21 protein-coding genes are annotated in these 23,227 nt (G+C 35.9%); 12 read left to right on the top strand and 9 right to left on the bottom strand.

Translation table 11 applies throughout. The features are described 5' to 3' along the window. The first annotated feature begins 157 nt into the window (after positions 1 to 157). The 5 genes from VB796_RS08515 (at position 158) to lpcA (ending at position 4,534) form a co-directional block, all read left to right on the top strand. A complete protein-coding gene (locus tag VB796_RS08515) occupies positions 158 to 1,336 on the top strand; it encodes an aminotransferase class V-fold PLP-dependent enzyme (RefSeq protein WP_323346102.1) in 1,179 nt (392 codons plus the stop codon). Between the two features lie 486 nt (positions 1,337 to 1,822). After that, positions 1,823 to 2,290, top strand: coding sequence for a ubiquinol-cytochrome c reductase iron-sulfur subunit (locus VB796_RS08510; protein ID WP_323346101.1), 468 nt, complete (start codon positions 1,823 to 1,825; stop codon positions 2,288 to 2,290). Between the two features lie 55 nt (positions 2,291 to 2,345). Beyond that, complete coding sequence (locus VB796_RS08505; protein WP_323346100.1) at positions 2,346 to 3,242, top strand: DUF5777 family beta-barrel protein; 897 nt, start codon at positions 2,346 to 2,348, stop codon at positions 3,240 to 3,242. 81 nt (positions 3,243 to 3,323) lie between these two features. Beyond that, complete coding sequence (locus tag VB796_RS08500) at positions 3,324 to 3,920, top strand: YceI family protein (protein WP_323346099.1); 597 nt, start codon at positions 3,324 to 3,326, stop codon at positions 3,918 to 3,920. A 41-nt stretch (positions 3,921 to 3,961) separates the two neighbouring features. Further along, complete coding sequence (gene lpcA / locus VB796_RS08495; RefSeq protein WP_323346098.1) at positions 3,962 to 4,534, top strand: D-sedoheptulose 7-phosphate isomerase; 573 nt, start codon at positions 3,962 to 3,964, stop codon at positions 4,532 to 4,534. Positions 4,535 to 4,573: 39 nt separating this feature from the next. On the opposite strand, the gene VB796_RS08490 is transcribed toward lpcA, so the two are convergent. Both VB796_RS08490 and VB796_RS08485 read right to left on the bottom strand, forming a co-directional pair. Then, complete coding sequence (locus tag VB796_RS08490; protein WP_323346097.1) at positions 4,574 to 5,743, bottom strand: pyridoxal phosphate-dependent aminotransferase; 1,170 nt, start codon at positions 5,741 to 5,743, stop codon at positions 4,574 to 4,576. Positions 5,744 to 6,150: 407 nt separating this feature from the next. After that, entirely contained in the window at positions 6,151 to 6,603 is a 453-nt protein-coding gene (locus tag VB796_RS08485) for a regulatory protein RecX (protein WP_323346096.1), read from the bottom strand. Positions 6,604 to 6,772: 169 nt separating this feature from the next. Here VB796_RS08485 and VB796_RS08480 point away from each other — a divergent pair, with 169 nt between their 5' ends. The 5 genes from VB796_RS08480 (at position 6,773) to VB796_RS08460 (ending at position 12,343) form a co-directional block, all read left to right on the top strand. Continuing rightward, on the top strand, positions 6,773 to 8,917 hold the full coding sequence (locus VB796_RS08480) for a S9 family peptidase (RefSeq protein WP_416233519.1): 2,145 nt from the start codon (positions 6,773 to 6,775) through the stop codon (positions 8,915 to 8,917). A gap of 61 nt (positions 8,918 to 8,978) precedes the next feature. Continuing rightward, positions 8,979 to 9,356 carry a hypothetical protein gene (locus VB796_RS08475; RefSeq protein WP_323346095.1) on the top strand — a complete coding sequence of 126 codons (378 nt, stop codon included), beginning with the start codon at positions 8,979 to 8,981 and terminating at the stop codon, positions 9,354 to 9,356. Continuing rightward, positions 9,349 to 9,780 (top strand): HNH endonuclease signature motif containing protein, encoded by a 432-nt coding sequence (locus VB796_RS08470; RefSeq protein ID WP_323346094.1) that lies wholly within the window; start codon positions 9,349 to 9,351, stop codon positions 9,778 to 9,780. Before VB796_RS08475 ends, VB796_RS08470 begins: the two co-directional genes overlap by 8 nt. Before the next feature lie 2 nt (positions 9,781 to 9,782). Next, complete coding sequence (locus VB796_RS08465) at positions 9,783 to 10,574, top strand: SDR family oxidoreductase (protein ID WP_323346093.1); 792 nt, start codon at positions 9,783 to 9,785, stop codon at positions 10,572 to 10,574. A 353-nt stretch (positions 10,575 to 10,927) separates the two neighbouring features. Next, on the top strand, positions 10,928 to 12,343 hold the full coding sequence (locus VB796_RS08460; RefSeq protein ID WP_323346092.1) for a vanadium-dependent haloperoxidase: 1,416 nt from the start codon (positions 10,928 to 10,930) through the stop codon (positions 12,341 to 12,343). Between the two features lie 69 nt (positions 12,344 to 12,412). On the opposite strand, the gene VB796_RS08455 is transcribed toward VB796_RS08460, so the two are convergent. Beyond that, positions 12,413 to 13,045: an NUDIX hydrolase gene (locus tag VB796_RS08455; RefSeq protein WP_323346091.1), complete on the bottom strand. Its 633-nt coding sequence runs from the start codon at positions 13,043 to 13,045 to the stop codon at positions 12,413 to 12,415. Positions 13,046 to 13,131: 86 nt separating this feature from the next. On the opposite strand from VB796_RS08455, the gene VB796_RS08450 reads away from it, so the two are divergent. Next, positions 13,132 to 13,842: a hypothetical protein gene (locus VB796_RS08450; RefSeq protein WP_323346090.1), complete on the top strand. Its 711-nt coding sequence runs from the start codon at positions 13,132 to 13,134 to the stop codon at positions 13,840 to 13,842. 257 nt (positions 13,843 to 14,099) lie between these two features. Here VB796_RS08450 and VB796_RS08445 read toward each other — a convergent pair whose 3' ends face one another. From VB796_RS08445 to tsaD, 6 genes are all read right to left on the bottom strand, one after another. Beyond that, complete coding sequence (locus VB796_RS08445) at positions 14,100 to 16,067, bottom strand: M1 family metallopeptidase (protein WP_323346089.1); 1,968 nt, start codon at positions 16,065 to 16,067, stop codon at positions 14,100 to 14,102. Positions 16,068 to 16,275: 208 nt separating this feature from the next. Continuing rightward, a complete protein-coding gene (locus VB796_RS08440) occupies positions 16,276 to 17,133 on the bottom strand; it encodes an energy transducer TonB (protein ID WP_323346088.1) in 858 nt (285 codons plus the stop codon). Between the two features lie 471 nt (positions 17,134 to 17,604). Next, positions 17,605 to 18,102, bottom strand: coding sequence for a hypothetical protein (locus tag VB796_RS08435; RefSeq protein WP_323346087.1), 498 nt, complete (start codon positions 18,100 to 18,102; stop codon positions 17,605 to 17,607). A 429-nt stretch (positions 18,103 to 18,531) separates the two neighbouring features. Next, positions 18,532 to 19,668, bottom strand: a complete 1,137-nt coding sequence (locus VB796_RS08430) for a cysteine desulfurase family protein (protein WP_323346086.1) — start codon at positions 19,666 to 19,668, stop codon at positions 18,532 to 18,534. Between the two features lie 343 nt (positions 19,669 to 20,011). Continuing rightward, on the bottom strand, positions 20,012 to 21,403 hold the full coding sequence (gene glmM, locus VB796_RS08425; RefSeq protein WP_323346085.1) for a phosphoglucosamine mutase: 1,392 nt from the start codon (positions 21,401 to 21,403) through the stop codon (positions 20,012 to 20,014). Positions 21,404 to 21,723: 320 nt separating this feature from the next. Further along, complete coding sequence (gene tsaD / locus VB796_RS08420) at positions 21,724 to 22,722, bottom strand: tRNA (adenosine(37)-N6)-threonylcarbamoyltransferase complex transferase subunit TsaD (protein WP_323346084.1); 999 nt, start codon at positions 22,720 to 22,722, stop codon at positions 21,724 to 21,726. A gap of 82 nt (positions 22,723 to 22,804) precedes the next feature. On the opposite strand from tsaD, the gene VB796_RS08415 reads away from it, so the two are divergent. Beyond that, complete coding sequence (locus VB796_RS08415) at positions 22,805 to 23,215, top strand: GxxExxY protein (protein ID WP_323346083.1); 411 nt, start codon at positions 22,805 to 22,807, stop codon at positions 23,213 to 23,215. Positions 23,216 to 23,227: the final 12 nt, after the last annotated feature.

The raw sequence follows: 23,227 nt of genomic DNA, 5'->3' as shown, positions 1-23,227 counted from the left end.
TGATATTTTGATTCAATGATATAATAAAAGTGCTGTTAATCAAAGGTTTAAATGAAGTATTTAGTTTGCGGTATGATTTATACAGAAATTAGAGATAGTCGCCAAAAAAGTTTTTCGTATTTTTAGAAAAAAATCATTTTTAGGAAATCAACAAATTATGCTCACTTGCCAAAAATCATTGTTTAGTCTCGACGAAAACGTCCATTATATCAATTGTGCCACTATGTCGCCCAATTTAAAATCAGTTGAACAAGCTGGGATTGAGGGTATTTTACGTAAATCAAAACCACATCTTATTACACAAGAAACGTTTTTTGAGACGACTGCTCCCGTTAAAAAACTTTTTGCTCAATTAATTAATTGTCCTGACCCCGACCGAATCGCCTTGATTCCGTCCACCTCTTACGGTATGGCAATTGTTGCTCGAAATTTAGCTTTCAAACCCAATCTTCGGGCGGGACAAGAAATTTTGATGGTTCATGAAGAATTCCCTTCAGATGTGTACGCATGGGAAGGCGTTTGTATGGACAAAGGTTTGAAAATGAAAACAATTTTACCGCCTAATACTTTAGTGAATCGTGGTAAAATTTGGAATGAAACCCTCATTAATGCTATCAATGCCAACACTTGTATGGTCGTGATTTCGCCGACGCATTGGGCAGACGGAACGCTATTTGACTTAGAAGCCATCGGTCAACAATGTAGATTATACGGAGCTTTATTTGTGATAGACGGAACGCAGTCGGTTGGAGCTTTACCCATTGATATTCAAACTTTCAGACCCGATGCTTTAATAAATGTGGGTTATAAATGGCTTTTAGGCCCATATTCGTCGGGAGTGGCTTATTTCGGTGAATATTTTGACACAGGTTCACCCATTGAACGGAATTGGATAAATCGGGTTGGTTCAGAAGAATTTAGAAATTTGATAAATTACAGCGACCATTATCGCCCCAAAGCAGACCGCTACAACGTGGGTGAAAGAAGTAATTTTATTTTGAATCCGATGTTAGAAGCATCTTTGAGTCAAATTTTAGCTTGGGGCGTAGATAATATTCAGACATATTGTAAAAATTTGATGGCAGAACCGTTGAAATTATTGCAAGAAAAAGGATTTTGGGTAGATGAAGAACCGTACAAAGCATATCATTTAGTGGGTTTGCGAGTGCCTTCGGGAGTGGATATTACAAAAATACAAACAGCCTTAAAGCAAAGAAATGTATTAGTATCTGTAAGAGGGGAGTCGATACGTATTGCCCCACACGTTTATAATGACCAAAATGATATTGATGTTTTAATGGATGGTCTTTTGGCAGATGTGGTTATTGGTGATTAGTTATTAGTTATTGGTTATTTGTAAAGTGCTTATTATCAATCTTTTATGTTTTTTTTGAATTGCCAATAAATTTGAATGTTAATTTAATTCTACTTTGGCATTTTAAAACTTGCCCTAAAAAGAGCCGTAGGCTCGGGCGATTTTGTAGCCTCGAAATTTATTTCGGGGAAAGTAGGAATGGGAGATTTAGCTAATGGTTTGTTTTGTCATTTTCACCCCGAAATTCATTTCGGGGCTACAAGATGGGTCAAGCCTACGGCTTTCTAATTTCTAATTGAGTTCACCAGTTCATTAATTCTTAATGCCTACATAACTGTCTCTCTATAAACAACTTAGTGAATTCCTGATGCACGTAAATTTTACGAGTATCAGGAATTTTCTTGTTTTAAGTAATTCTTGTCGTATATATCGTATAGTCTATTAATTGTTGAATCCAAGCGAATCTTTATGCCGTAAGTGTGTGTAAATATTAATTCACTACAAATTATGAAACGTTCAGAATTTATACGCAGTTTGGGACTTGGCTCAGGAGCATTAATGGCTGTTTATTGTATGGGAACTTTGACTTCATGTACAAAAGAAGACACTCCGCTACCTGCAACAAATATTAATCCGCCAACTACAAATCCGTCCACTGGAAAAATAGATTTTATCCTCGACCTTACCTTAGCGGCTAATAAAGAGCTTACTACCAGTGGAGGATTTTTGTACAATGGAGACATTATTGTGGCAAGAGTAAAATCGGGCAATTTTATTGCACTCTCAAAAGTTTGTACGCATCAAGGTACAACGGTAGTTTACCAAAAAGACTCAGACGATATTTATTGTCCCAATCATGGGTCAATGTATGACATTATGGGTAAGGTAACGCAATCACCCGCACCCGCTCCACTCAAAATGTATCAGACCAGTTTTAATATGACAACAATGCAATTGCGTGTTTTTGAAAGTTAGTTTGAAGTAACCCAGACTTTGGTCTGTACAATATAGATTACACAATCCCATTATTATGAAAAAAATAATCACAATTATCTTTCTGTTAGTCAGTGTATTAAATATTTATGCACAAGATGATTTGCTCAGTATGTTGCCCGATGACAAAACCACAGAGCCAGTAACAGGAACATTCAAAGCAACCAGAATTATCAGTGGGCAATCCATCGAAACGGTGGCAGGGCATCATTTAGAATATCGAGTTTCACACCGATTTGGACCTATCAATTCGGGTTCATATCAACTTTACGGACTTGACCAAGGGTACATTTATATGGGTTTTGAGTACGGCATTAATGATAATTTGATGGTAGGTTTGGGACGTAGCACTGAGCAAAAAATGCTTAATGTATTTACTAAAATGAGACTTTTGAAACAAAAAACCGAAGGAGGAACACCTGTGTCAATAACACTTATGGGCGAAGCTTATGCAGATATGTTACGGTATCCGACGGAAGATTCACGGACTAATTTGTCTAAATATAGCTATATGGCTCAGGCATTAATTGCTCGAAAAATCAGTGATAAATTATCATTACAAATAATGCCAACGTTCTTGTACCGAAATAGAAACAACGTACACGGCGAAACAAACGAAGTGATTTCAATGGGTGTGGCTGGACGTTATAAATTGACAAAACGTACTGCATTGGTCGGAGAATATTATTACGTTTTACCAAACCAAATTGCAACAAAATACAAAGATGCGTTATCGTTTGGCTTTGATATTGAAACAGGAGGACACGTTTTTTCGCTACATTTTACCAATTCTACGGGCATGATAACCAAGCAATTTTTGGCAGAAACCGTTGATTCTTGGGCAGATGGTGGCGTTCACTTTGGGTTCAATTTGGGACGTAGTTTTGGCTTAGGCAAAAAATATAAAGGACAACATAAAGTACCAGTTAAATAAGAATAGTTTAGGGGTTTAAATTCGACTGATACGGGGTTTTATCCTGTATCAGTCTATGTTCAACTTAATGAAGATGACAAAATGAAAAAAATATTATTACTACTGCTAACCTTATCAGCGATACAAAATGTGTACGCACAAAAAATGTATATGTCTAAGAGTTCATCAGTCAAATTGTTTTCAGAGGCACTTTTAGAGGACATTTCAACATATAATAAATCATCTAACATCATTATTGATTTTGAAAAACAAGAAATTGCTGTAAAAATCCCCATGAATAAATTTGTTTTCTCTAATAAATTGATGGAAACGCATTTCAAAGAAAGTTACGCAGAAAGCACCCTTTATCCTTATGCAACCTTTAAAGGCTTTTTTAATAAGAAAATTGATTTGACCAAATACGCAAATATTTCTATCAGTGCCACTGGAACGATGAATATTCATGGCGTTTCAAAAATGGAAATTATTGAGGGACGTTTATTGATAGACCCCAACAACAGAACCATGATTCTTGATGCCAATTTTAGGGTAAAACTTGAAGATTTTAACATGAAAGTCCCTAAAGTATTATCTTATAAAATTGCCGAAAATGTGGAAGTCACCACTCATTTTGAATTAAGCCCCTTTTTAAGAAATATTTCAGGTTTAAATCATTTAACCCAAAATACTCAATACTAAGACAGCATTTTGTAATTTTGGGAAAAATATAGAATTACGAAATGCTCGAAATCATATCTCAGGAGCTGAACGAAGCTCAAATTGTCCTACAAAATTTTCTATCAAACGAAAAAAATATCGCTGACATAGAAGCGGCTGCCCGTTTGATGGCAACGGCTATTCAGTCAGGAAATAAAATTATCTCTTGCGGAAACGGTGGCTCACATTGTGACGCTATGCACTTTGCAGAGGAACTTTCAGGGCGTTATCGTGACGACCGCAGAGCATTGCCAGCCATTGCCATTTCAGACGTATCTCATATATCGTGCGTAAGTAATGACTATGGATATGAATTTATTTTCTCTCGATTTATCGAAGGACTTGGCAATCAAGGAGACGTTTTGTTAGGAATTTCAACAAGTGGAAATTCTGGAAATATCATCAAAGCCGTAGAAACTGCTCGTGCAAAAGGAATGAAAGTAATTATTCTTTCGGGAAAAGACGGTGGAAAATTAGCCGATAAAGCCGACGTAGAAATCAGAGTGCCACATTTTGGTTATGCCGACCGTATTCAAGAAGTTCATATCAAAGTAATACATATTTTGATATTGTTGATTGAGAAATTAGTGGTTTAAAATCAGTAGAGACAAGGCATTGCCTTGTCTCTTTTTTTATTAGCAAATCCCCAAAGCTTTCCGAATTCTCAAAATTGATTCTTCAAAAAGAGAAATTTCAGCACAAAGCGAAGTACGAATATAGCCATCTCCTGCCGTTCCGAAAATTCCACCTGGAGTAATAAATACCGCTGCTTTTTCTAAAATTTCATCCGATAATTCGTAGCCAGTTGTATATTTTGTAGGAATTTTTGCCCAAACAAACATTCCCGACTGATTCTTATCGTATTGGCAGTCAAGTAAATCCATCATTTCAAAAACTTTTTGCTGACGTTCTCTATAAACACGGTTCAACTCATCAAACCAAGTTTTGTCATTTTTCAAAGCTTGAACCGCCGCCATTTGTAAAGGTAAAAACATTCCAGAATCCATATTAGATTTAAAACGTAAAACAGGATTGATAAACTCCGCTTTCCCTGCCACCATTCCTACACGCCAACCCGCCATATTGTGCGATTTTGAAAGCGAGTTCAATTCCAACGCCACATCTTTCATTCCTTCAACCGACAAAATACTTTGCGGGTCATCATTCAGAATAAAACTATATGGATTATCATTGACAATCAGAATGTTATGAGCCAATGCGAAATCCCTTAATTCCTCAAAAAAGCCTTTATTCGCCTTTGCACCCGTTGGCATGTGAGGATAATTGACCCACATTAATTTCACTTTTGATAAATCTTTTTTCGCCAATTCCTTCAAATCTGGCAACCACCCATTTGCTTCCGAAAGGTCATAATTAACCACCGTTGCACCTGTCAATAAAGAGGCAGCACGATAAGTTGGATAGCCTGGATTGGGTACTAAAACTTCATCGCCAGTTTCTAAATATGCCATTGAAATGTGCATTACGCCTTCTTTTGAGCCAATCAAAGGTAGAATTTCATTAACAGGATTTAAAGAAACACCATAAGCCGTTTGATAAAAATCAGCCATTGCCTCACGCAAAGCAGGAATCCCCACGTAGCTTTGATAAGCATGATTTTTAGGATTCAGAGCAGACGTTGAAAGTGCTGCAATGGTTTCAGCAGAAGGAGGGAGGTCGGGGCTACCAATGCCTAAATTCAAGACATCAATGCCCGATGCACGCATTTCGGCAATTTGTTTTAGCTTGGTCGAGAAGTAATATTCTTGAACCAAATTCATTCGGGAAGCGGGAGAAACAGTCATTAGTTATTGGTTATTGGTTATTAGAGATTGGTGTACGCCATCAGAATTTTCTAATAACTAATAACCAGTAACTAATAACTCAAATAAATAAAAAAAGCCAACTCTTGCGGAGTCGGCTTGTGTATAATTAGTTCTTTATTTCTGTTTGAACACACCCGACTCTTACTGACCGTAGTAGTAATAGTAGTTTGGATATGTGTTGTTTGCGTTTTGCATGGGACAAAGGTAATCTGAAATTTTGTTTTGACAAAAAGTAGCAAAAATAATTTAGACCACTGATAAAACAGATTTGACAGATTTTCGCTGATTTACTTTAATTTTCTCAATTCCATTGTGGACGTAAATCTGTAGAATCAGTAAAATCTGTGGTCTGTTTTTCTGCGACACATTGTAGATGATTTTGAATTTTATTTCAAAAATCTATTTACCGTATCAAATACTAAATCTTGTTCAAAACCTCTACTAAGGGCAAATCTGACTAATTTTTGCTTTCTGACTAATTTATCACTGTCTTTAATTTCACGAGATTTTTTTTCGATAATTTCTTGTAAAGTATTCATATAATCATCGTCATCAATTTCACTCATTCCTGCCCGAAGACAATAATCCGAAACGCCACGCATTTTTAATTCTTGCCGAATTTTGATGCGTCCCCACTGTTTTTGTCGAAATTTGCTTCCTGCAAATATTCTGGAAAAACGTTCTTCATTGAGGTAATTATTTTCAATCAACCACACGATAATCTCCTCAGTTTCATCGCCAAGTATGTCTAATTCTGCTAATCTACTACGAACTTCTTTTTGGGTACGTTCTTGATATGCACAAAAATTGGCAGCTTTTACGAGGGCTTCTTTATTCATTTGTAATACGGACAGCCGTGTCCGCTTAAATATAAATGTTGGTAATAGACGAATGTAAATATTGACTACGGACAAGGCTGTCCGAATTACAGGTGTAAATATATCAACAATGTTCTTAAATTTTGGTTAATTTTAAAGCAATATTATCTCATCATCAAAACTATTTCTAATGAAAAACTTATCTTTAACGATTGGCGTTGCTTTATTATTAGCATCGTGTAAAGAAGAAAAAAAAGCAGTTATAATGAATCCAGACGTAATTAAAGCTCCTGTGGCAGCTATTAAGCCACACCCGATGACGCTGCACGGAGATACTCGTGAAGACAATTATTATTGGTTGAACGACCCCGAAAACCCAGAAGTTATCAAATACCTCGAAGCAGAAAATGCCTACACTGATACTGTAATGGCTCCAACAAAGAGCTTACAAGAAAAACTTTTCAATGAAATGAAAGGGCGTGTGAAAGAGCAAGACGAATCTGTACCCGTAAAAGATGGTGATTATTACTACTACTCAAAATACGTAGAAGGCGGAGAATATCCAGTTTATTGTCGTAAAAAAGGTTCTTTGGAAGGAACTGAAGAAATCCTTTTGGATGGCAATGCGATGGGAAAAGGCAAAAGTTATTTCAATATTGGCGGTTACGAAATTACGGATAATGAAGAAATTATGGCTTATGGTGTTGATGATGTTAGCCGTAGAAATTATACCTTGAAATTTAAAGATTTAAAAACAGGAAAAATTCTCAAAGACGAAATCAAAAATACTGAAGGTGGTTCGTATGCGTGGGCGGCAGATAACAAGACGATTTTTTACATGATTCGTGACCAACAGACTTTGCTTGCTACCAAAGCGTATCGCCACGTGTTGGGAACTGACCCTAAAACCGATGTCTTGGTTTATACCGAAAAAGACCCACAATTTTATACGGGAATTGGTAGAACAAAATCTAAGAAATACATCATTTCGGTGTCTGACCATAACGGAATTTCATCGGAATATCGTTTATTGGATGCTTCAAATCCTACGGGCGAATTTGTAACATTCTTTCCAAGAAAACACGGTTTACAGTATTATATTGAACATTTTGGTAGTAAATTTTATATTCGTACTAATGCAGATGGAGCTTCAAATTTCAAATTGATGGAAGTAGAAGAAGGCAAAACTGCGGATATGAAAAACTGGAAAGAAGTAATTCCGCATCGTGCTGATACGTATTTGGACGGTATGGAAGTTTTCAAAAATCATCTGGTTTTGCAAGAAAGAAGTAACGCTCTTTTGCATTTGAGAATCATTAATCAGACCGATAAAAAAGAACATTACGTAAAATTTGATGAACCTGCTTATGATGCAGGTGTGAGTGCAAACCCTGATTTTGAGACAAATACGCTTCGTTTTTTTTATACTTCAATGACTACGCCAAGTTCTACTTTCGACTATAATATGGATACGAAAGAAGAAAAATTGATGAAAGAACAGGACGTTTTAGGCGAATTTGACAAAGAGAATTACGTAACTGAACGCCTTTTTGCTACGGCTCGTGACGGTGTAAAAGTGCCAATATCAATTGTTTACAAAAAAGGGTTTAAGAAAGACGGCTCGCAGCCACTTTTGCAATACGCTTATGGTTCGTATGGTTATTCTACTGACCCATATTTCTCGGCGGCTCGTTTGAGTTTGATGAATCGTGGTTTTGCTTTTGCCATTGCTCATATTCGTGGAGGACAAGAAATGGGTCGCCAATGGTATGAAGATGGAAAATTGTTGAAAAAGATGAATACGTTTAATGACTTCATCGACGTTTCGGAATTTTTAATCAAAGAAAAATGGACTTCAAAAGATAAATTATTTGCCAATGGAGGTTCTGCGGGTGGTTTATTGATGGGAGCAATTACCAATTTACGTCCAGATTTATACAAAGGCATTTTGGCGGGCGTGCCGTTTGTGGACGTAGTTACGACGATGTTAGACGAAACAATTCCGTTGACAACGGGCGAGTGGGAAGAGTGGGGAAATCCGAAAGATAAAGTTTATTACGACTATATGAAATCGTATTCTCCGATTGATAATGTCGTGAAAAAAGATTATCCTAATATGTTGATAACCACAGGTTTTCATGATTCGCAAGTGCAGTATTTTGAGCCAGCCAAATGGGTTGCTAAACTCAGAGCTTTGAAAACGGATAAAAATATTCTCCTTTTTCATTGCGATATGGATGCAGGACACGGTGGTGCTTCGGGACGTTTCAAGCGTTTTCATGAAGTGGCAAGAGAATATGCGTTTATGTTGAATTTGGTTGGGGTAGGGGAGTAGTTCTTTAAAACGATTTTGGTAGTATTCTTTAAAAGTTTATTTTTGTTTAAAACTAAAGCAAATGAGTACAACAATGAGTACCCTTTTTCATGAAGTAGAGCGTTTAGATAATCGTTCTCTTGATATTTTTATAGACAATGTAATGTCTTTGAGGGTTCGTCGTGAAGTATCTAATCAACAACGACAAGAGGCTTTATTGTTAGAGAAAATAAATAAAAGTTTACCCTTAAAGCAGGTAGAACGTTTTAGAATGCTTAACAAAAAACGTTTGGACGAAACTCTCATAGCTTCTGAATACGATGAATTATTGATTTTACTTGAAAAAACAGAAAAATTAAATACCAATCGTGTTAAGTATTTAGCGGCACTTGCTCGCTTGAGAAACGTATCTGTGCGTGAATTAATGAAGCAACTTGATATCAATTTGGCAAATGGCTAAAACTCATATTTCTGCCAGTTCTAAGCAATTGATTATCAAGCGTTCAAAAGGATATTGTGAATATTGTAAATGTCCTTCCGATTTTTCCACTGAACTTTTTTCGATTGAACATATCATACCTCGGTCGAAAAGTGGTTCAAATGAACTTGACAATTTGGCTTACGCCTGTATTGGATGCAACATCTATAAATCTGACAAAACAGAATTTATAGATGTTGTTTCCCAAGCAATCTCTATCCTCTACAATCCTCGAAAAATGAATTGGACAGACCATTTCATTTGGGATGAATCTTTAACGATAATCATTGGTAAAACTGCCATTGGTCGTGCAACTACCGAAGGTTTAAAGTTAAATCGTACTCCTGTCAAAAACCTTAGACGTGCATTGATTTCTATTGGTGAACATCCGCCATCAGAAGAATAAACATGATTAATCTTAAAAACAAAATCGTTTGGATAACAGGAGCTTCGTCAGGTATTGGCGAAGCTCTTGCGTATCAATTTGCGAAGGAAGGTGCAAAACTTATCCTTTCTGCAAGACGTGAAAATGAGTTGCAACGAGTTGCTGAAGCCACAGGTTTAGCTGAGAGTGATGTATTGGTTTTACCGATGGATATGATGGAATTTGATAAATTCCCTGCAAAAGTTCATACTGTTTTGGATTATTTCGGACAAATAGATTTTATTGTTCAGAATGCGGGTGTGTCACAACGTTCGTATGTGAAAGATACAAAATTTCAGGTGTATCGTGATTTGATGGAATTGGATTTCTTTAGTGTCGTCTCTTTTACACAAGCACTTTTACCGCATTTAACCGAAAGAAAATCGGGACATTTTATCGTAATCAGTAGCATTGCAGGTAAGATCGGCGTGCCTTTACGTGGAGGATATGGGGCTGCCAAACACGCTATTATTGCCTTTTTTGATTCTTTACGAGCGGAGGTTTGGCAAGATAATATCAATGTAACTACCATTTGCCCAGGGTATATCAAAACTCAAATATCCTTTAATGCTTTAGATTCTTCGGGTAATAAACACGGTAAGATGGACGATAATCAAGCCAATGGAATGATGCCAGATGTATTTGCTCAAAAAGCTTTAAGAGCCATAAAAAACAATAAAAAAGAAGTTTATATCGGTGGAATTTACGAAGTAATGGGCGTATATCTCAAGCGATTTTTACCTACTTTGGTTTACAGAATGGTCAGAAAAAAGTAGAAATATTTACTTTGTCTGAAAAAAATAGCAAAGATTTGTGACTTTCCTCTTAAATGTAGTCATAACTACATAAAGTACCTAAACACTCAAGCTGAAGTTTCTTGCTATTAAATAAAAAATATACTCCTTGCAATCATTGTGAGGAGTATTTATTTTTGCACTTCTTATTCCTTCCTTTTTTAACTTCTATTAATTCTTGAGTATTGATAATTCTAATTATTCAGTCATTTACTTGACACTCAAATTTGTATAATCGACAATCTAAAGTTATGGCAAGAAATTTGCAGAACGACTGTTAAGAATTTATTATAATAGTCATGTCGTAATAATTCAAACCATTATATTTCTTACGTATGAAATCACATAGACTCATTCCTTCTTCTGGGAGTATTATTAAAAAAACATCGCATTGGCTTACTTTAATTGCTTTAGCTCTATTTATAGATTCTTGTAAAGTAAAAGAGGACGCAGTTACGCCAGAGCCAGTAGTTGATTCGTCTCCTGCCAATAAATTTTCTGGAGAAGTCGCTACTTTATGGGCAGATTTACAGTTGAAACTTACCAAACAAACGGCAGGATACACACCACCCGTTGCGGCACGTGCCTATGCGTATGGTGGCTTAACAATGTATGAGTCCATTGTTGGAGGATTAACTAATAACCAATCATTAGCAGGACAATTGGCTGGTTTAGCAACATTGCCAAAACCAGAATCTGGAAAAGATTATCATTGGGCTTTAAGTGCGAATGCCGCAGAAGCTACAATATTAAGAGCATTATATGCTGAAGCGTCTCGTCCACAAGCAGTTGCCAATAAAAGAATAATTGACTCACTCGAAACTGTTTTGAAAACGTCCTATAAAGTAAGTATTGCTCAAGACGTTGTTGACCGTTCTGAAAAATTAGGTCAAGATATTGCCAATGCTATTTTTGAGTGGTCAAAAACAGATGGAGGTCATGAAGGGTATAAACGCAATTTTCCTGCAAGTTATGTAGTTCCAGTATTTGATGGAGCATGGCAGACTACTGAAAACGGACAAAAAATACCAATGCAACCAACTTGGGGAAACAACCGTACATTTGTTGTTGCCAATCAGAATATGACAATGCCTAAGCCAATTTCTTTTTCTTCCTCTTTGATATCACCGTATTTTTCAACTTACTTTGAAGTTTATACAAAAAGCAAATCTTTAACGGCTGAAGAAAAGGAAATTGCAGTTTGGTGGGCAGACAATCCAGTAGAAACATTTACGCCTCCAGGACACTCTTATAATATTGCTAATATCGCCGTGAAACAAACGAAATCAGCATTAGGAAAGTCAGCAGAAGCATTTGCTCGTATAGGAATTACAGTTAATGATGCCTTCATTAATTGTTGGAAATGTAAATATCAGTACAATAATGAGCGTCCATATACAATGTTGAGAAGAACGGTAGATGCCAACTGGAAACCTTTTTGGCCAGCACCTCCATTTCCTGGTTTTCCTTCGGGTCATGCTACTCAATCGGGAGCGGTTTCGGCAGTTTTAACAGATTTCTTTGGAGATAACTTTGCCTTTGTTGATAACTCACACGTAGGTCGTGCAAAGGATGCGAGTACAGGAGTTGAACTTAAAGCTCGTTCGTTCAAAAACTTCAATCAATTTGCGATTGAATCAGCAAATTCTCGTTTTTATGGAGGAATACATACTCGCCAAGATAATGAAACAGGTTTGGCGGAAGGTCGCAAAATCGGAGCAAATGTTTTGACTTTGAAATTTAAGAAATAAATTATTTTAATTAGAAGTAGTAAAATTGCCAACTTGTAAAAGTTGGCAATTTTTGTTTATACCGATTTCTTAATCAAAATACACTTCTTTTGCTGGATTGTCCCGATACTCAAACATCATTTTTATTTGATTATATACATTTCGAGGTTCAGAAAGTGGAGGTAAGTTTTTCAAGTCAAAATATTGAATGTCAGAAGTTTCAGTGGTATCTTTTGAAATTTCTCCTCCGATTTTTTCGCATAAAATGAAAATTTTATAAACATACCAACCTTCAGGTGGATGTGGATGATTTCTCTTGTCAAAAATACCCAATACTCTTATCGTTTTAACATCCAGTCCTGTTTCTTCACGGACTTCTTTCACGGCAACTTCCGCAGGAGTATAGCCAACATCTGCCCAGCCTCCAGGTAAAGACCAACAACCATCTACTTTTTCTTTTACCATCAAAATTTCACCTGATTCATTAAAAACGACGGCTCTAATATCGACTTTAGGTGTTTGGTATCCGTCTCTTTCTTGGGTAAATAAGTTGCCAATTTTTTCGATAGGTTCATCCGTTAATTGACTTAAAATCTGAACACTAAGTTCTGAAATTTCTTCGTATCGCTCACGGTCGAAGGGTTTGTCGTCACTATAAAAAATCCCTGCTTGAGCAATAGATTGTAGGCGTTTGGCAACGGTTAGGAGTGTGTTGTTTTGCATGAGAATGTTATTTTGTGCAAATTTATTTGAGTTTTAGCTTTAAGAGGCATTTACACCCAATTTTAAACGAATTAAAATACTACAAAATGAAAAAGAATATAGAATTATTAGAGCCAATGTGTGTTTATCACCTATATAATCGTGGAATTAATGGCGAAAATATCTTTAAAGAAGAACGAAATTATAAATATTTCCTACAAAAATACGCTCAATATATGGAGCCAATAGCTGATACTTTTGCTTATTGTTTACTTAAAAATCATTTTCATATAGCAATTAGGACAAAAAGCGAAGCTGAGATAGTTGATTTTTATGTGAAGAGAAAGATGAAAGAGAGTCAGTATAAGGAAGTTGAAAATGCTATGTCTAACGCAGACAGGGTTCAAAACCCTGTCTGCGTTGAAACACTAATTGATATTAAAATCCCCTCCGTTCAGCTTATTATCAGCAAACAATTTTCGGATTTCTTTAACTCGTATGCTCAAGCTATCAATAAAGCTAATAATAGAACAGGAAAGCTTTTTGAAGAACCTTTCCGCAGAATTTTAGTAAATAACGATGCGTATTTCACCGAATTGATTTACTACATCCATCATAACCCACAAAAACATGGCTTTGTCAATGATTTTAGAGCCTATCCTCATTCCTCTTACCATGCACATTTAAGTAAAGCATTGACCAAGTTGAAGCGTGATGAGGTTTTACAATGGTTTGGCAATAAAAGCGAGTTTGAGAGATTCCACATTGGTAATCCAGAGATAGATAATTTCGATAAATTTATTATTGAATTTGATTAAGAAGCTGTTTAGGTTAATTTTTTGAACGTGAAAATGATAAGTTTTTGAATGATTTGTAGCCTAAAAATTACTTTTTTTAACTCGAATAAATTAACCTAAACAGCTTCTAAAACAATAACGCCGTCAAAATTTTAAATTTTGACGGCGTTTGGAAACCTGTTTAATAGTTTTAAAGTAATTGGCTAATTCCGAAAATGTATTTTTTTTGAAAGAAAGTAAACACTTTCCCCATTTTCTAATTCCCAATAACTAAATTCTTAATTCGCCTTTGGAGTTTTGTAATTCAAAGGCTTCCAAGTATTATTTTTAGAATTAAAATCAGGGAAAACATGGTCTGGGTCAATTGTTACCGATTTTAAAGGTAAAGTTGTGGTACTTTTGAAAGTCCAAGAACCACCTCTTTGCCAAATTTCAACAGGTAGCGTTACACGTTCTTTTGTTCCGCCCACCATTTCTATATCTACGATGGCTGGCATCGCTAATTTTTCTAAATTTTCAATTGTGATAATTGCCCCATTTTTCGGATCTTGCTCAATGTATTGAACGTCCTTCACAGATTGGTCAAGTTTCCATGTTTCATAAAACCAACCTCTCCAAAACCACGATAAATCTTCTCCAGCGGCATCCTCCATTGTCTTGAAAAAATCGTAAGGAGTTGGGTGCTTGAACGCCCAACGCTTAATATACTCACGGAAGGCATAGTCAAAACGTTCAGCTCCAAGAATTTGCTCACGTAGCATTTTTAGTCCTAAACCTGGTTTAAAATACGCTTCATATCCCAATCCATTCGCTTGAATGACATCAGGGATATTCATAATTGGTTCAGCACCTTCACGAAATAATTGTTTAGACATTTGGTGCATATCCATTTTAGAACTTTTATATTCACCCTTATTAAATTCATCGGTTGAATAAAAATTGATGAATGTATTAAAGCCTTCATCCATCCAAGCGAATTTGCGTTCATTTGACCCAACAATCATTGGAAACCAGTTATGTCCAAATTCGTGGTCGGTTACGCCCCAGAGTCCTTCTCCTTGACTACTATTTCCACAAAAAACAATTCCTGGATATTCCATTCCGCCTACCACTCCAGCTACATTTGTTGCCACTGGATAAGTATATTCATACAACCATTTTGAGTAATATTCGATACTATTTTTAACATATTCAGTTGAACGGCTCCATGCTTTTTCTCCTGCTGATTCTACTGGATAGGCAGACATTGCCAGACATTTTTTACCACTTGGAAGATTAATCTTAGCAGCATCAATAATAAATGCTTTTGACGTTGCAAATGCCACATCACGAGCCATATTACAACGGAATTTCCATGTAATTTTTCCATCTTTTTTAGGGCGAGACTCATCTTTTCCAACTTCATCTTTCCCCAAAACCATCACAGTTTTATCACTATTAGAAGCTTCAGTTAAGCGTTTTTGTTGCTCAGAAGTCCAACATTCAGTAGGGTTTGTCAATTCTCCCGAACCCACTACAATATGCGAAGATGGAACGGTTACGGCATATTCAAAATTTCCATATTCTAAATAAAATTCACCTGCTCCTAAGTATGGAAGTACATTCCAACCTTCAATATCGTCATATACGCACATACGTGGATACCATTGGGCAAGTTCAAAAATAGTCCCGTTTTTGGCTTCTTGCATTCCCATACGGTCAGAACCATACTTAGGAATATTGAAAGAAAAAGTAATTTTGATTTTTGCAGAGCCTGTACGTTCCAACAATGGCGTTGCCAATTTAATTTGCATCCGAGTATCGGTCACATAAAAATCAGTAGGTTTCCCATCAATTATGACAGATTTTACTTGATAACCACCCTCAAATCCAACATTGCCGTATCTTCCACCATTAATTGGCGTAGTAAGTCCACCACGAGATTTTGTATTAAATTGATTTTGGTCTAATTGCAACCAAAGGAAGTTTAACTTATCGGGAGAAGCGTTTTTGTAGGTAATTTCAACGTCTCCGTCCACTATGTTTTTTACATCATCCAAGGAAATATTGATTTTATAATCGGCAGAATTTTGCCAATACGTTGAACCTGCCGAGCCTGTACCACTTCGAGTAGGTGTTGAAAGGGTATAATTGAACAACGGATTGAACAAATCATACTGGCTGTAATTTGACTTCTGAGGAGCTTGTTGAGCCATTGTCCCGAATGTACTCATAAGGGCGAATGCTCCGAACAATATTTTTTTCATCTTCTTGATTTAGACCACATGAACAAAGTTATGTAGAGAATGTTGGTAAATAATTTGTTTACAATTTAATTAAATAACCTGAAATTGTAACGACTTGTTGTTTGGGGACTGTGATTAAATGATGATTGTGTTTTAATTTTTGGGAGAAGTCCACAAAAAAAGGCTTCTCAATATACTTGAGAAACCTTTCAACGAGTTATAATATGTTTTATTTCTTAGTCATGAACGATATTGGTAACACATGATAAGCACTTACATTATCACCTTTGTCGGAAGCAGGAAGCCAATTTGGCATCATTTTAATTACTCTAATCGCTTCGGCATTACAATCGTCATTGGGTCCTTTTACCAAATGTACTTTATCTATTCTTCCATCTTTTCTAACGACAAATCGAATGAAAACTCTTCCTTTAATTTCTTGTCCTTCTAATACTTGTGGGACTTTCAAGTTTTGAGCAAAGAATGCCTTCATCGCTTCAATTCCTCCTGAAAAACTTGGTGGAATACTTGGGTTAATATAAATTGAATCTCTGTCAATTTCATCAATTTCATTTACCTTTAAACCTCCTACATTATATAATTGTTTCTCTTCGTCGGTTAAAGCAACTTGCTTGAAATCAGTTTTTGGAGTAGATGACGATTCTGATGCACGACCATTCAGCAATAAAGTTGGGGATTGGTAAGTTGTTGTTGGAGCAACCTGACGAGGTTCTTCGACCTTACTAACAACTTCTTTGCTTCTTGAAGAAACACTTTTTGATGAAGTAGTAGTGGAAACATTTTTTAGTCCTAAAGCTGCTTTTGCTTTTGCGATACTAATTTCAAGTTCGTCTAACTCTTGCTCGTCAAAATCATCTTCATCATTAGTTGTGGAGGTCGCAATTACTTTTTCAGGTTTGCTTGCACCAGTCATTGGTGATGTTTGACTCTCTGTATTTTTTTTGGAAGTTACTACTGCTGAACTGTCAGTTTTAACTGAACCCACAGAAGATTTTTGGACAGGTTGAGCAAAGGATATTACGCCAGTAATTGACATAAGTATGCTTAAAAACAATAATTTTTTCATGGGTTGTAAGGATAATAAACATGGGAATAGTTAAACGAAACAAACACAAATCTTATGCCAATACGAGCTAAGCATCAATGAATTTTCAGAATTAAACTACTTAATTGCTATACTGCCGCCAAAAGAGAGAAAGGACAGTAAATATTACACGCTCAAAGGGGTCATTAAGCGAATGGCGGCAAGCTTTTGAAATGACTAATCAAATTTATTACTTTTTTATAAAAAAATCACATATTTTATGACATTTGTTTGTTTCGAAAAGAATTAGACGCTTTCCTTCCAAAACAAACAAATAATGCTCCTTTATTTTCTTCGTTCTTGCATTTATTTCGTTTCTGTTTAAACTTTTCGTTCTGAATTGACTTTTGCCTGTGAATTTAAAACTCACCAGAGCTACATTGAACAAAGTGTATATGCATAGGAAAATAAAACGATTTACAACAAAAGAAATAAGTTCAAACGGATTCTTGATTAATATTTTAGTGTCAAAACGGTATCTGCTTTGTGGTAACGTTTTAGCGTTACGTCTAAACTTCCTTCTTTTTTGATAATTGTATTTTTAGGAAGGATTAAATCTCCAAAATTTGTTTTTTCATCTTTGAAACTGATAATCCGCTTTTCGTTTTTATCATTGAAAAGTTCTACAACATATTCAATTTCACTATTTGGAGGAATTACGTTGTACCATTTTCTCATGATTTTACCATTAAACTGCATGGCTTGTATTTCCTCTGCTCCTCTGTAAGTACGTTTGGTATCGTTTTTTGTTCTAAAATAGTCAATTCCAAAGGCAATCACAGCGATGGCAATAATGATGGGGGTAAGTTTGTTATAAAGCGAAGTATCATCTCGGCTACTTGCTGGTTTTTGATTACCTCCACTACCACCAAACATATTCCCGAAAAGAGGCATTTTGAGTTTGGCACGTGGCTTATGTACTCGGCGATAATGTTCTGGTGTTTGTTCCATATTGTTGTGTGATTGTTGCGTAAAAATAAATCTATTTTCGAATTATAATTTTCTAAATTGAATTAATTTTGATAGAAATTAAAAATATTTATAATGAAAGACAAAGATAAATCACTTCCTCCCTTCGTCAAATCTTGGCGGCAATTATATTGGCTCGTAGTGGCTAATTTAGGATTGATGATTTTACTGTTTTACCTTTTCAGCGAGTATTTTCAGTAATTGGTTACTGGTTGATTGGTTACTGGTTGATTGGTTACTGGTTGATTGGTAATTGGTTACTGGTTGATTGGTAATTGGTTACTAAAAATTGGTTCATTCATAAAAAAGCCCACTGATAAAATTTATCAGTGGGCTTTTTCCAATTAACCAGTAACCAATTAACCAGTAACCAATTAACCAGTAACCAGTAACCAATTACACGGTAACCAATTAACCAGTAACCAATTCTGATAATTTTTCTACCACGAAATCAATTTCTTCGGTAGTATTATATTTTGAGAAAGAGAAACGAACTGATGGGCGTTCTGGGGAAACATTTAGGGCTGATAAAACGTGCGAGCCAATGTCTGTTCCACTTGTACAAGCACTTCCACCAGATGCAGAAATCTTGTTAATGTCTAAATTGAATAAAAACATATCTCCTTCGTCAGACCGTGGGAAACTTACGTTTAAAACGGTATAGAGGCTTTTTTCTAAGTTATCAGAGTCTCCATTGAATTCAATGCCTTCTATGTTTTGTCGTAATTTAGTAATCATTCTTTCTTTCAAGCCTTCTACGTGTTTACGGTGTTCGTCCATACCTGCATAAGCAATTTCCAGAGCCTTAGCCATGCCTACAACTCCGTAAACATTTTCAGTGCCGCCACGCATATTACGCTCTTGTGAACCACCGTGAATCAAAGGTTGAATTTTGTTTTTAGCATTGATATATAAAAAACCAACGCCTTTTGGCCCATGAAATTTATGAGCTGCACCCACCAAAAAATCTACTTTTAGTTGTTGTAAATCATGGCGATAATGTCCCATCGTCTGGACTGTATCAGAGTGGAAAATTGCTCCGTAATCTTCACAAAGTTGCCCTACTTTATCCATGTTTAATAAGTTGCCAATTTCGTTATTTCCGTGCATCAACGACACTAACGTTTTGGGATTGTCACGTAATAATTCTTCTAAATGGGTTAAATCAATGTGTCCTTTTTCATCTAATGCTACAAAACTGAGTTTTATTTTTCCTTTGCCAGCCAAATATTCTAAAGTATGCAAAACGGCATGGTGTTCTAATCTTGAGGTAATGGCATGGGTGATTTCAAATTTCTCAATCGAGCGAACAATTGCCATATTATCGGCTTCTGTTCCTCCAGAAGTAAATGTAATTTCAGCGGGAGAAGTATTTAAAAGTCCTGCAATGGTTTTTCTGGCACGCTCAATGGCACTACGAACTTCACGCCCGTGTCCGTGAATAGATGAGGGGTTTCCGAAATTTGTTTCCATCAATGGAAGCATGGCATCAATTACGGCTCTGTCGATGGGAGTAGTGGCAGCATTATCTAAATAAATTCTATTCATTGATTTTGATGAAGTCTATTACTTCTGTCTGTTTAATTGAGTTTTATATAAAATGCAGAATGTCAGACCATTAGCCTGACATTCTTATCTTGAAATCTATTTTATTGATTTTCGCCTATTAAAGCATTGGCCTTTAATTGTTTTATAACAAAGTTAATAAAACAGAAAATACTTTTGCAGAAGAGAGAATAATAAGAAATTGGGTAATATAATTTTCCAATTCTTAGAAATTATTACTGTGAAATGGCTTTTTAGGAATATTTTAAAGTAATTTTTTCTTGTTCTATATTTTGAATCCAAATATTTAGTCTTATTCTGTAAAATAGTTAATAACAGAAGTCGATTACTTCCCTGCCACAAATTCTTTAATATCGCTAATTAATTTCTTCGCCAAAGTATCTGCTTTGGTGATAGAATCTGACTCTGAGTAAATTCTAATAATTGGCTCTGTGTTTGATTTCCGAAGGTGCACCCATTCTTTATCAAACTCAATTTTCACACCGTCAATGGCATTGATAGGGTTTTTGGCATATTTCTTTTTCATGGCATCCAATACTCCGTCAACATCAATATCGGCAGTGAGTTCGATTTTGTTTTTAGAAATATAATATTCTGGAAAACCTTTACGCATGACCGAGATTTTCTTGCCTGATTTTGCCAAATGAGTTAAAAATAAGGCAATTCCCACTAAAGCATCACGACCGTAGTGTAGTTCTGGATAAATAATGCCTCCATTTCCTTCTCCACCGATGATGGCTTTCGACGATTTCATCAAAGACACCACATTTACTTCACCAACTGCCGAAGCATAATATTTTCCACCTGATTTCTCGGTAACATCACGCAAAGCACGAGTTGAAGAAAGATTTGAAACTGAATTTCCTTTTACATTTTGCAAAATATAATCGGCAACTGCAACAAGGGTATATTCTTCGCCAAAAGGTGAACCATCTTCACACATAAAGCAAAGTCTGTCCACGTCTGGGTCAACGACAATTCCTAAATCAAATTTTTCCTTTTCGATTGCCTTCGTTATATCAGTAAGGTTTTCGGGTAATGGTTCAGGATTATGGGCAAAATGTCCTGTTGGTTCGCAGTGTAATTTTGTGATTTGCGTTACGCCCAAAGCATTCAACATCATCGGAACGGCAATTCCTCCCGTTGAATTTACGGCATCAACAATAACTTTGAAGTTGCGATTTTTGATGGCTTCAACATCCACTAAAGGCAATTTCAAAATCATATCAATATGTTTTTGAAGCCAAGTATCGTCGGTTTTGTATGAGCCTAATTTTTTGACATCGACAAAATCGAAGTCCTCATCATCTGCAATTTTAAGCATATCTTCACCATCTTGTCCAGAGATGAATTCACCTTTAGCGTTCAAGAGTTTCAAGGCATTCCATTGAATTGGATTATGACTTGCGGTAAGAATGATGCCACCCGCTGCATTTTCTTCGGGAACGGCTACTTCAACAGTTGGTGTGGTAGAAAGCCCTAAATCAAGGACATTTAGGCCTAAACTTTGTAGTGTACCTGCCACCAGTTTAGAAACCATGTCACCCGATAAACGTGCGTCTCTTCCTAATATAATTAGTTGATTGACAGGGTTTTGGCGTTTTAGCCAAGTGCCATACGCAGCGGTAAATTTTACAACATCAAGGGGAGTTAGACCTTCGCCAACTTTTCCACCGATTGTTCCTCTGATGCCCGAAATAGATTTAATGAGTGTCAATTTATTATGAGTTATAGTTTGTAAGGGATTATCAATTTGTTGTTACTGATATGATATTTACTGATAATCGAACAATAAAATTATTGAGAAATAGTATTAAAGTTAATTAAAAAACGTGAGTTCTTACGATAAAATTCAATGAGAGAAGAATTATTTAGGCATTTTTTATTTTATGGTATTACTTATGGTCTTATCTGAACCGTGATTTTTAGGATTGAAGCATTTTATGATTTGGGAAATGAGTTTTTCTGATAAACAATCTTAAAATATTTTAATCCTGAAGTCATGGTACAGACAACCAGAAATTCATCATGTAAAAACTACCAAGCCATTCTTGGCAATGGACTGACATCTTGAGTACAAAATATTTTTTCCTCAGCTTTGAAATGTGCCGCCATCGCAATCATACCTGCATTGTCGGTGCAATATTGAAAAGCAGGAATATAAACATTCCAATTTTCGGTTTCGCCTAATTTTTGTAATTCAGCCCTTAATCCAGAATTGGCAGAAACACCACCTGCAATAGCAATTTCCTTGATTTTATATTGTCTTGAAGCTTTTCTTAGTTTTTGTAATAGGATTTTTATCAAAGTATTTTGCATCGAAGCACAAATATCGGCTAAGTTTTCTTCAATGAAATTTGCATTTTTCTTCGTTTCCTTTTGCAAGAAATATAAAAATGCCGTTTTGATTCCAGAGAAAGAAAAGTTTAAAGCGGGCATTTCTACCATCGGAAATTCAAAGCGATTTGGATTTCCTTCTTTGGCATATTTATCAATTAGAGGTCCTCCAGGGTACGGAAGATTGAGCAATTTCGCTGTTTTGTCAAACGCTTCACCTACGGCATCATCTTGGGTTTCGCCGATAATTTCCATATCTAAAGCTGAACGAACAAAAACAATTTGTGTATGTCCACCACTAACGGTGAGACATAAAAATGGGAAATTTGGTTTTGGTTCATCAATAAAATGAGCCAAAACGTGGGCTTGCATGTGGTGAACATCAATCAAAGGAATATTCAACCCCATCGCAAGAGCTTTGGCAAAGGAAGTTCCTACCAAAAGAGAGCCTAAAAGACCAGGGCCACGAGTAAAAGCAATGGCGTTTAGGTCGTTTTTGGTTATATTTGCTTTTTCGAGGGCTTCTGCCACAACAGGGACAATATGTTGCTGATGAGCCCGACTTGCTAATTCGGGAACAACACCTCCCCATTTTGTGTGAATAGCCTGACTTGCCACAATGTTGGAACAAAGTTTGCCGTTGATAATTACAGCTGCTGAGCTGTCATCACAAGAAGATTCGATTGCTAAAATAGTCATGGTGCAAAGATAATTAATGGCTTCACAAAATAGACCACTGATGTTACGGATTAAACAGATTTTCACCGATTAAGATTTGAAAATGGAAAATACAGACTTACTACATCAAGAAATAACAGATGAAATTATCAATGCCTTTTACTTTGTTTATAATGAGTTAGGTTATGGTTTTCTTGAAAAGGTATATCAAAACTCGCTTTACCTTGAATTAATGTCAAGAGGGTTTAAAGTAGAACCACAAAAGCAAATAAAGGTATTTTTTCAAGGAAAACAGGTAGGCGATTATTATGCAGATATGGTTGTTAATGAGTTAGTAATTTTGGAACTGAAATCTTCAAATGGACTTGAGGAAAAACATGAAGCTCAACTACTAAATTATTTGAAAGCAACGGCTATGGAAGTTGGATTACTATTAAACTTTGGGTTAAAACCTCAGATAAGAAGAAAAATATTTACAAATGACCGAAAAAAATCGTTATCAAAATCATCTTGACACAATCTGTTA

The sequence above is a fragment of the Arcicella sp. LKC2W genome (assembly GCF_034931005.1).
GTDB lineage: Bacteria > Bacteroidota > Bacteroidia > Cytophagales > Spirosomataceae > Arcicella.
The sequence above is the reverse complement of the archived record's forward strand: the minus strand, read 5'-3'. Positions and strand labels throughout refer to the sequence as shown.

Coding starts and splice junctions, on each gene's coding strand:
- VB796_RS08515 (WP_323346102.1), top strand. CDS start 158: ATGCTCACTTGCCAAAAATCATTGTTTAGTCTCGACGAAAACGTCCAT.
- VB796_RS08510 (WP_323346101.1), top strand. CDS start 1,823: ATGAAACGTTCAGAATTTATACGCAGTTTGGGACTTGGCTCAGGAGCA.
- VB796_RS08505 (WP_323346100.1), top strand. CDS start 2,346: ATGAAAAAAATAATCACAATTATCTTTCTGTTAGTCAGTGTATTAAAT.
- VB796_RS08500 (WP_323346099.1), top strand. CDS start 3,324: ATGAAAAAAATATTATTACTACTGCTAACCTTATCAGCGATACAAAAT.
- lpcA (WP_323346098.1), top strand. CDS start 3,962: ATGCTCGAAATCATATCTCAGGAGCTGAACGAAGCTCAAATTGTCCTA.
- VB796_RS08490 (WP_323346097.1), bottom strand. CDS start 5,743: ATGACTGTTTCTCCCGCTTCCCGAATGAATTTGGTTCAAGAATATTAC.
- VB796_RS08485 (WP_323346096.1), bottom strand. CDS start 6,603: ATGAATAAAGAAGCCCTCGTAAAAGCTGCCAATTTTTGTGCATATCAA.
- VB796_RS08480 (WP_416233519.1), top strand. CDS start 6,773: ATGAAAAACTTATCTTTAACGATTGGCGTTGCTTTATTATTAGCATCG.
- VB796_RS08475 (WP_323346095.1), top strand. CDS start 8,979: ATGAGTACAACAATGAGTACCCTTTTTCATGAAGTAGAGCGTTTAGAT.
- VB796_RS08470 (WP_323346094.1), top strand. CDS start 9,349: ATGGCTAAAACTCATATTTCTGCCAGTTCTAAGCAATTGATTATCAAG.
- VB796_RS08465 (WP_323346093.1), top strand. CDS start 9,783: ATGATTAATCTTAAAAACAAAATCGTTTGGATAACAGGAGCTTCGTCA.
- VB796_RS08460 (WP_323346092.1), top strand. CDS start 10,928: ATGAAATCACATAGACTCATTCCTTCTTCTGGGAGTATTATTAAAAAA.
- VB796_RS08455 (WP_323346091.1), bottom strand. CDS start 13,045: ATGCAAAACAACACACTCCTAACCGTTGCCAAACGCCTACAATCTATT.
- VB796_RS08450 (WP_323346090.1), top strand. CDS start 13,132: ATGAAAAAGAATATAGAATTATTAGAGCCAATGTGTGTTTATCACCTA.
- VB796_RS08445 (WP_323346089.1), bottom strand. CDS start 16,067: ATGAAAAAAATATTGTTCGGAGCATTCGCCCTTATGAGTACATTCGGG.
- VB796_RS08440 (WP_323346088.1), bottom strand. CDS start 17,133: ATGAAAAAATTATTGTTTTTAAGCATACTTATGTCAATTACTGGCGTA.
- VB796_RS08435 (WP_323346087.1), bottom strand. CDS start 18,102: ATGGAACAAACACCAGAACATTATCGCCGAGTACATAAGCCACGTGCC.
- VB796_RS08430 (WP_323346086.1), bottom strand. CDS start 19,668: ATGAATAGAATTTATTTAGATAATGCTGCCACTACTCCCATCGACAGA.
- tsaD (WP_323346084.1), bottom strand. CDS start 22,722: ATGACTATTTTAGCAATCGAATCTTCTTGTGATGACAGCTCAGCAGCT.
- VB796_RS08415 (WP_323346083.1), top strand. CDS start 22,805: ATGGAAAATACAGACTTACTACATCAAGAAATAACAGATGAAATTATC.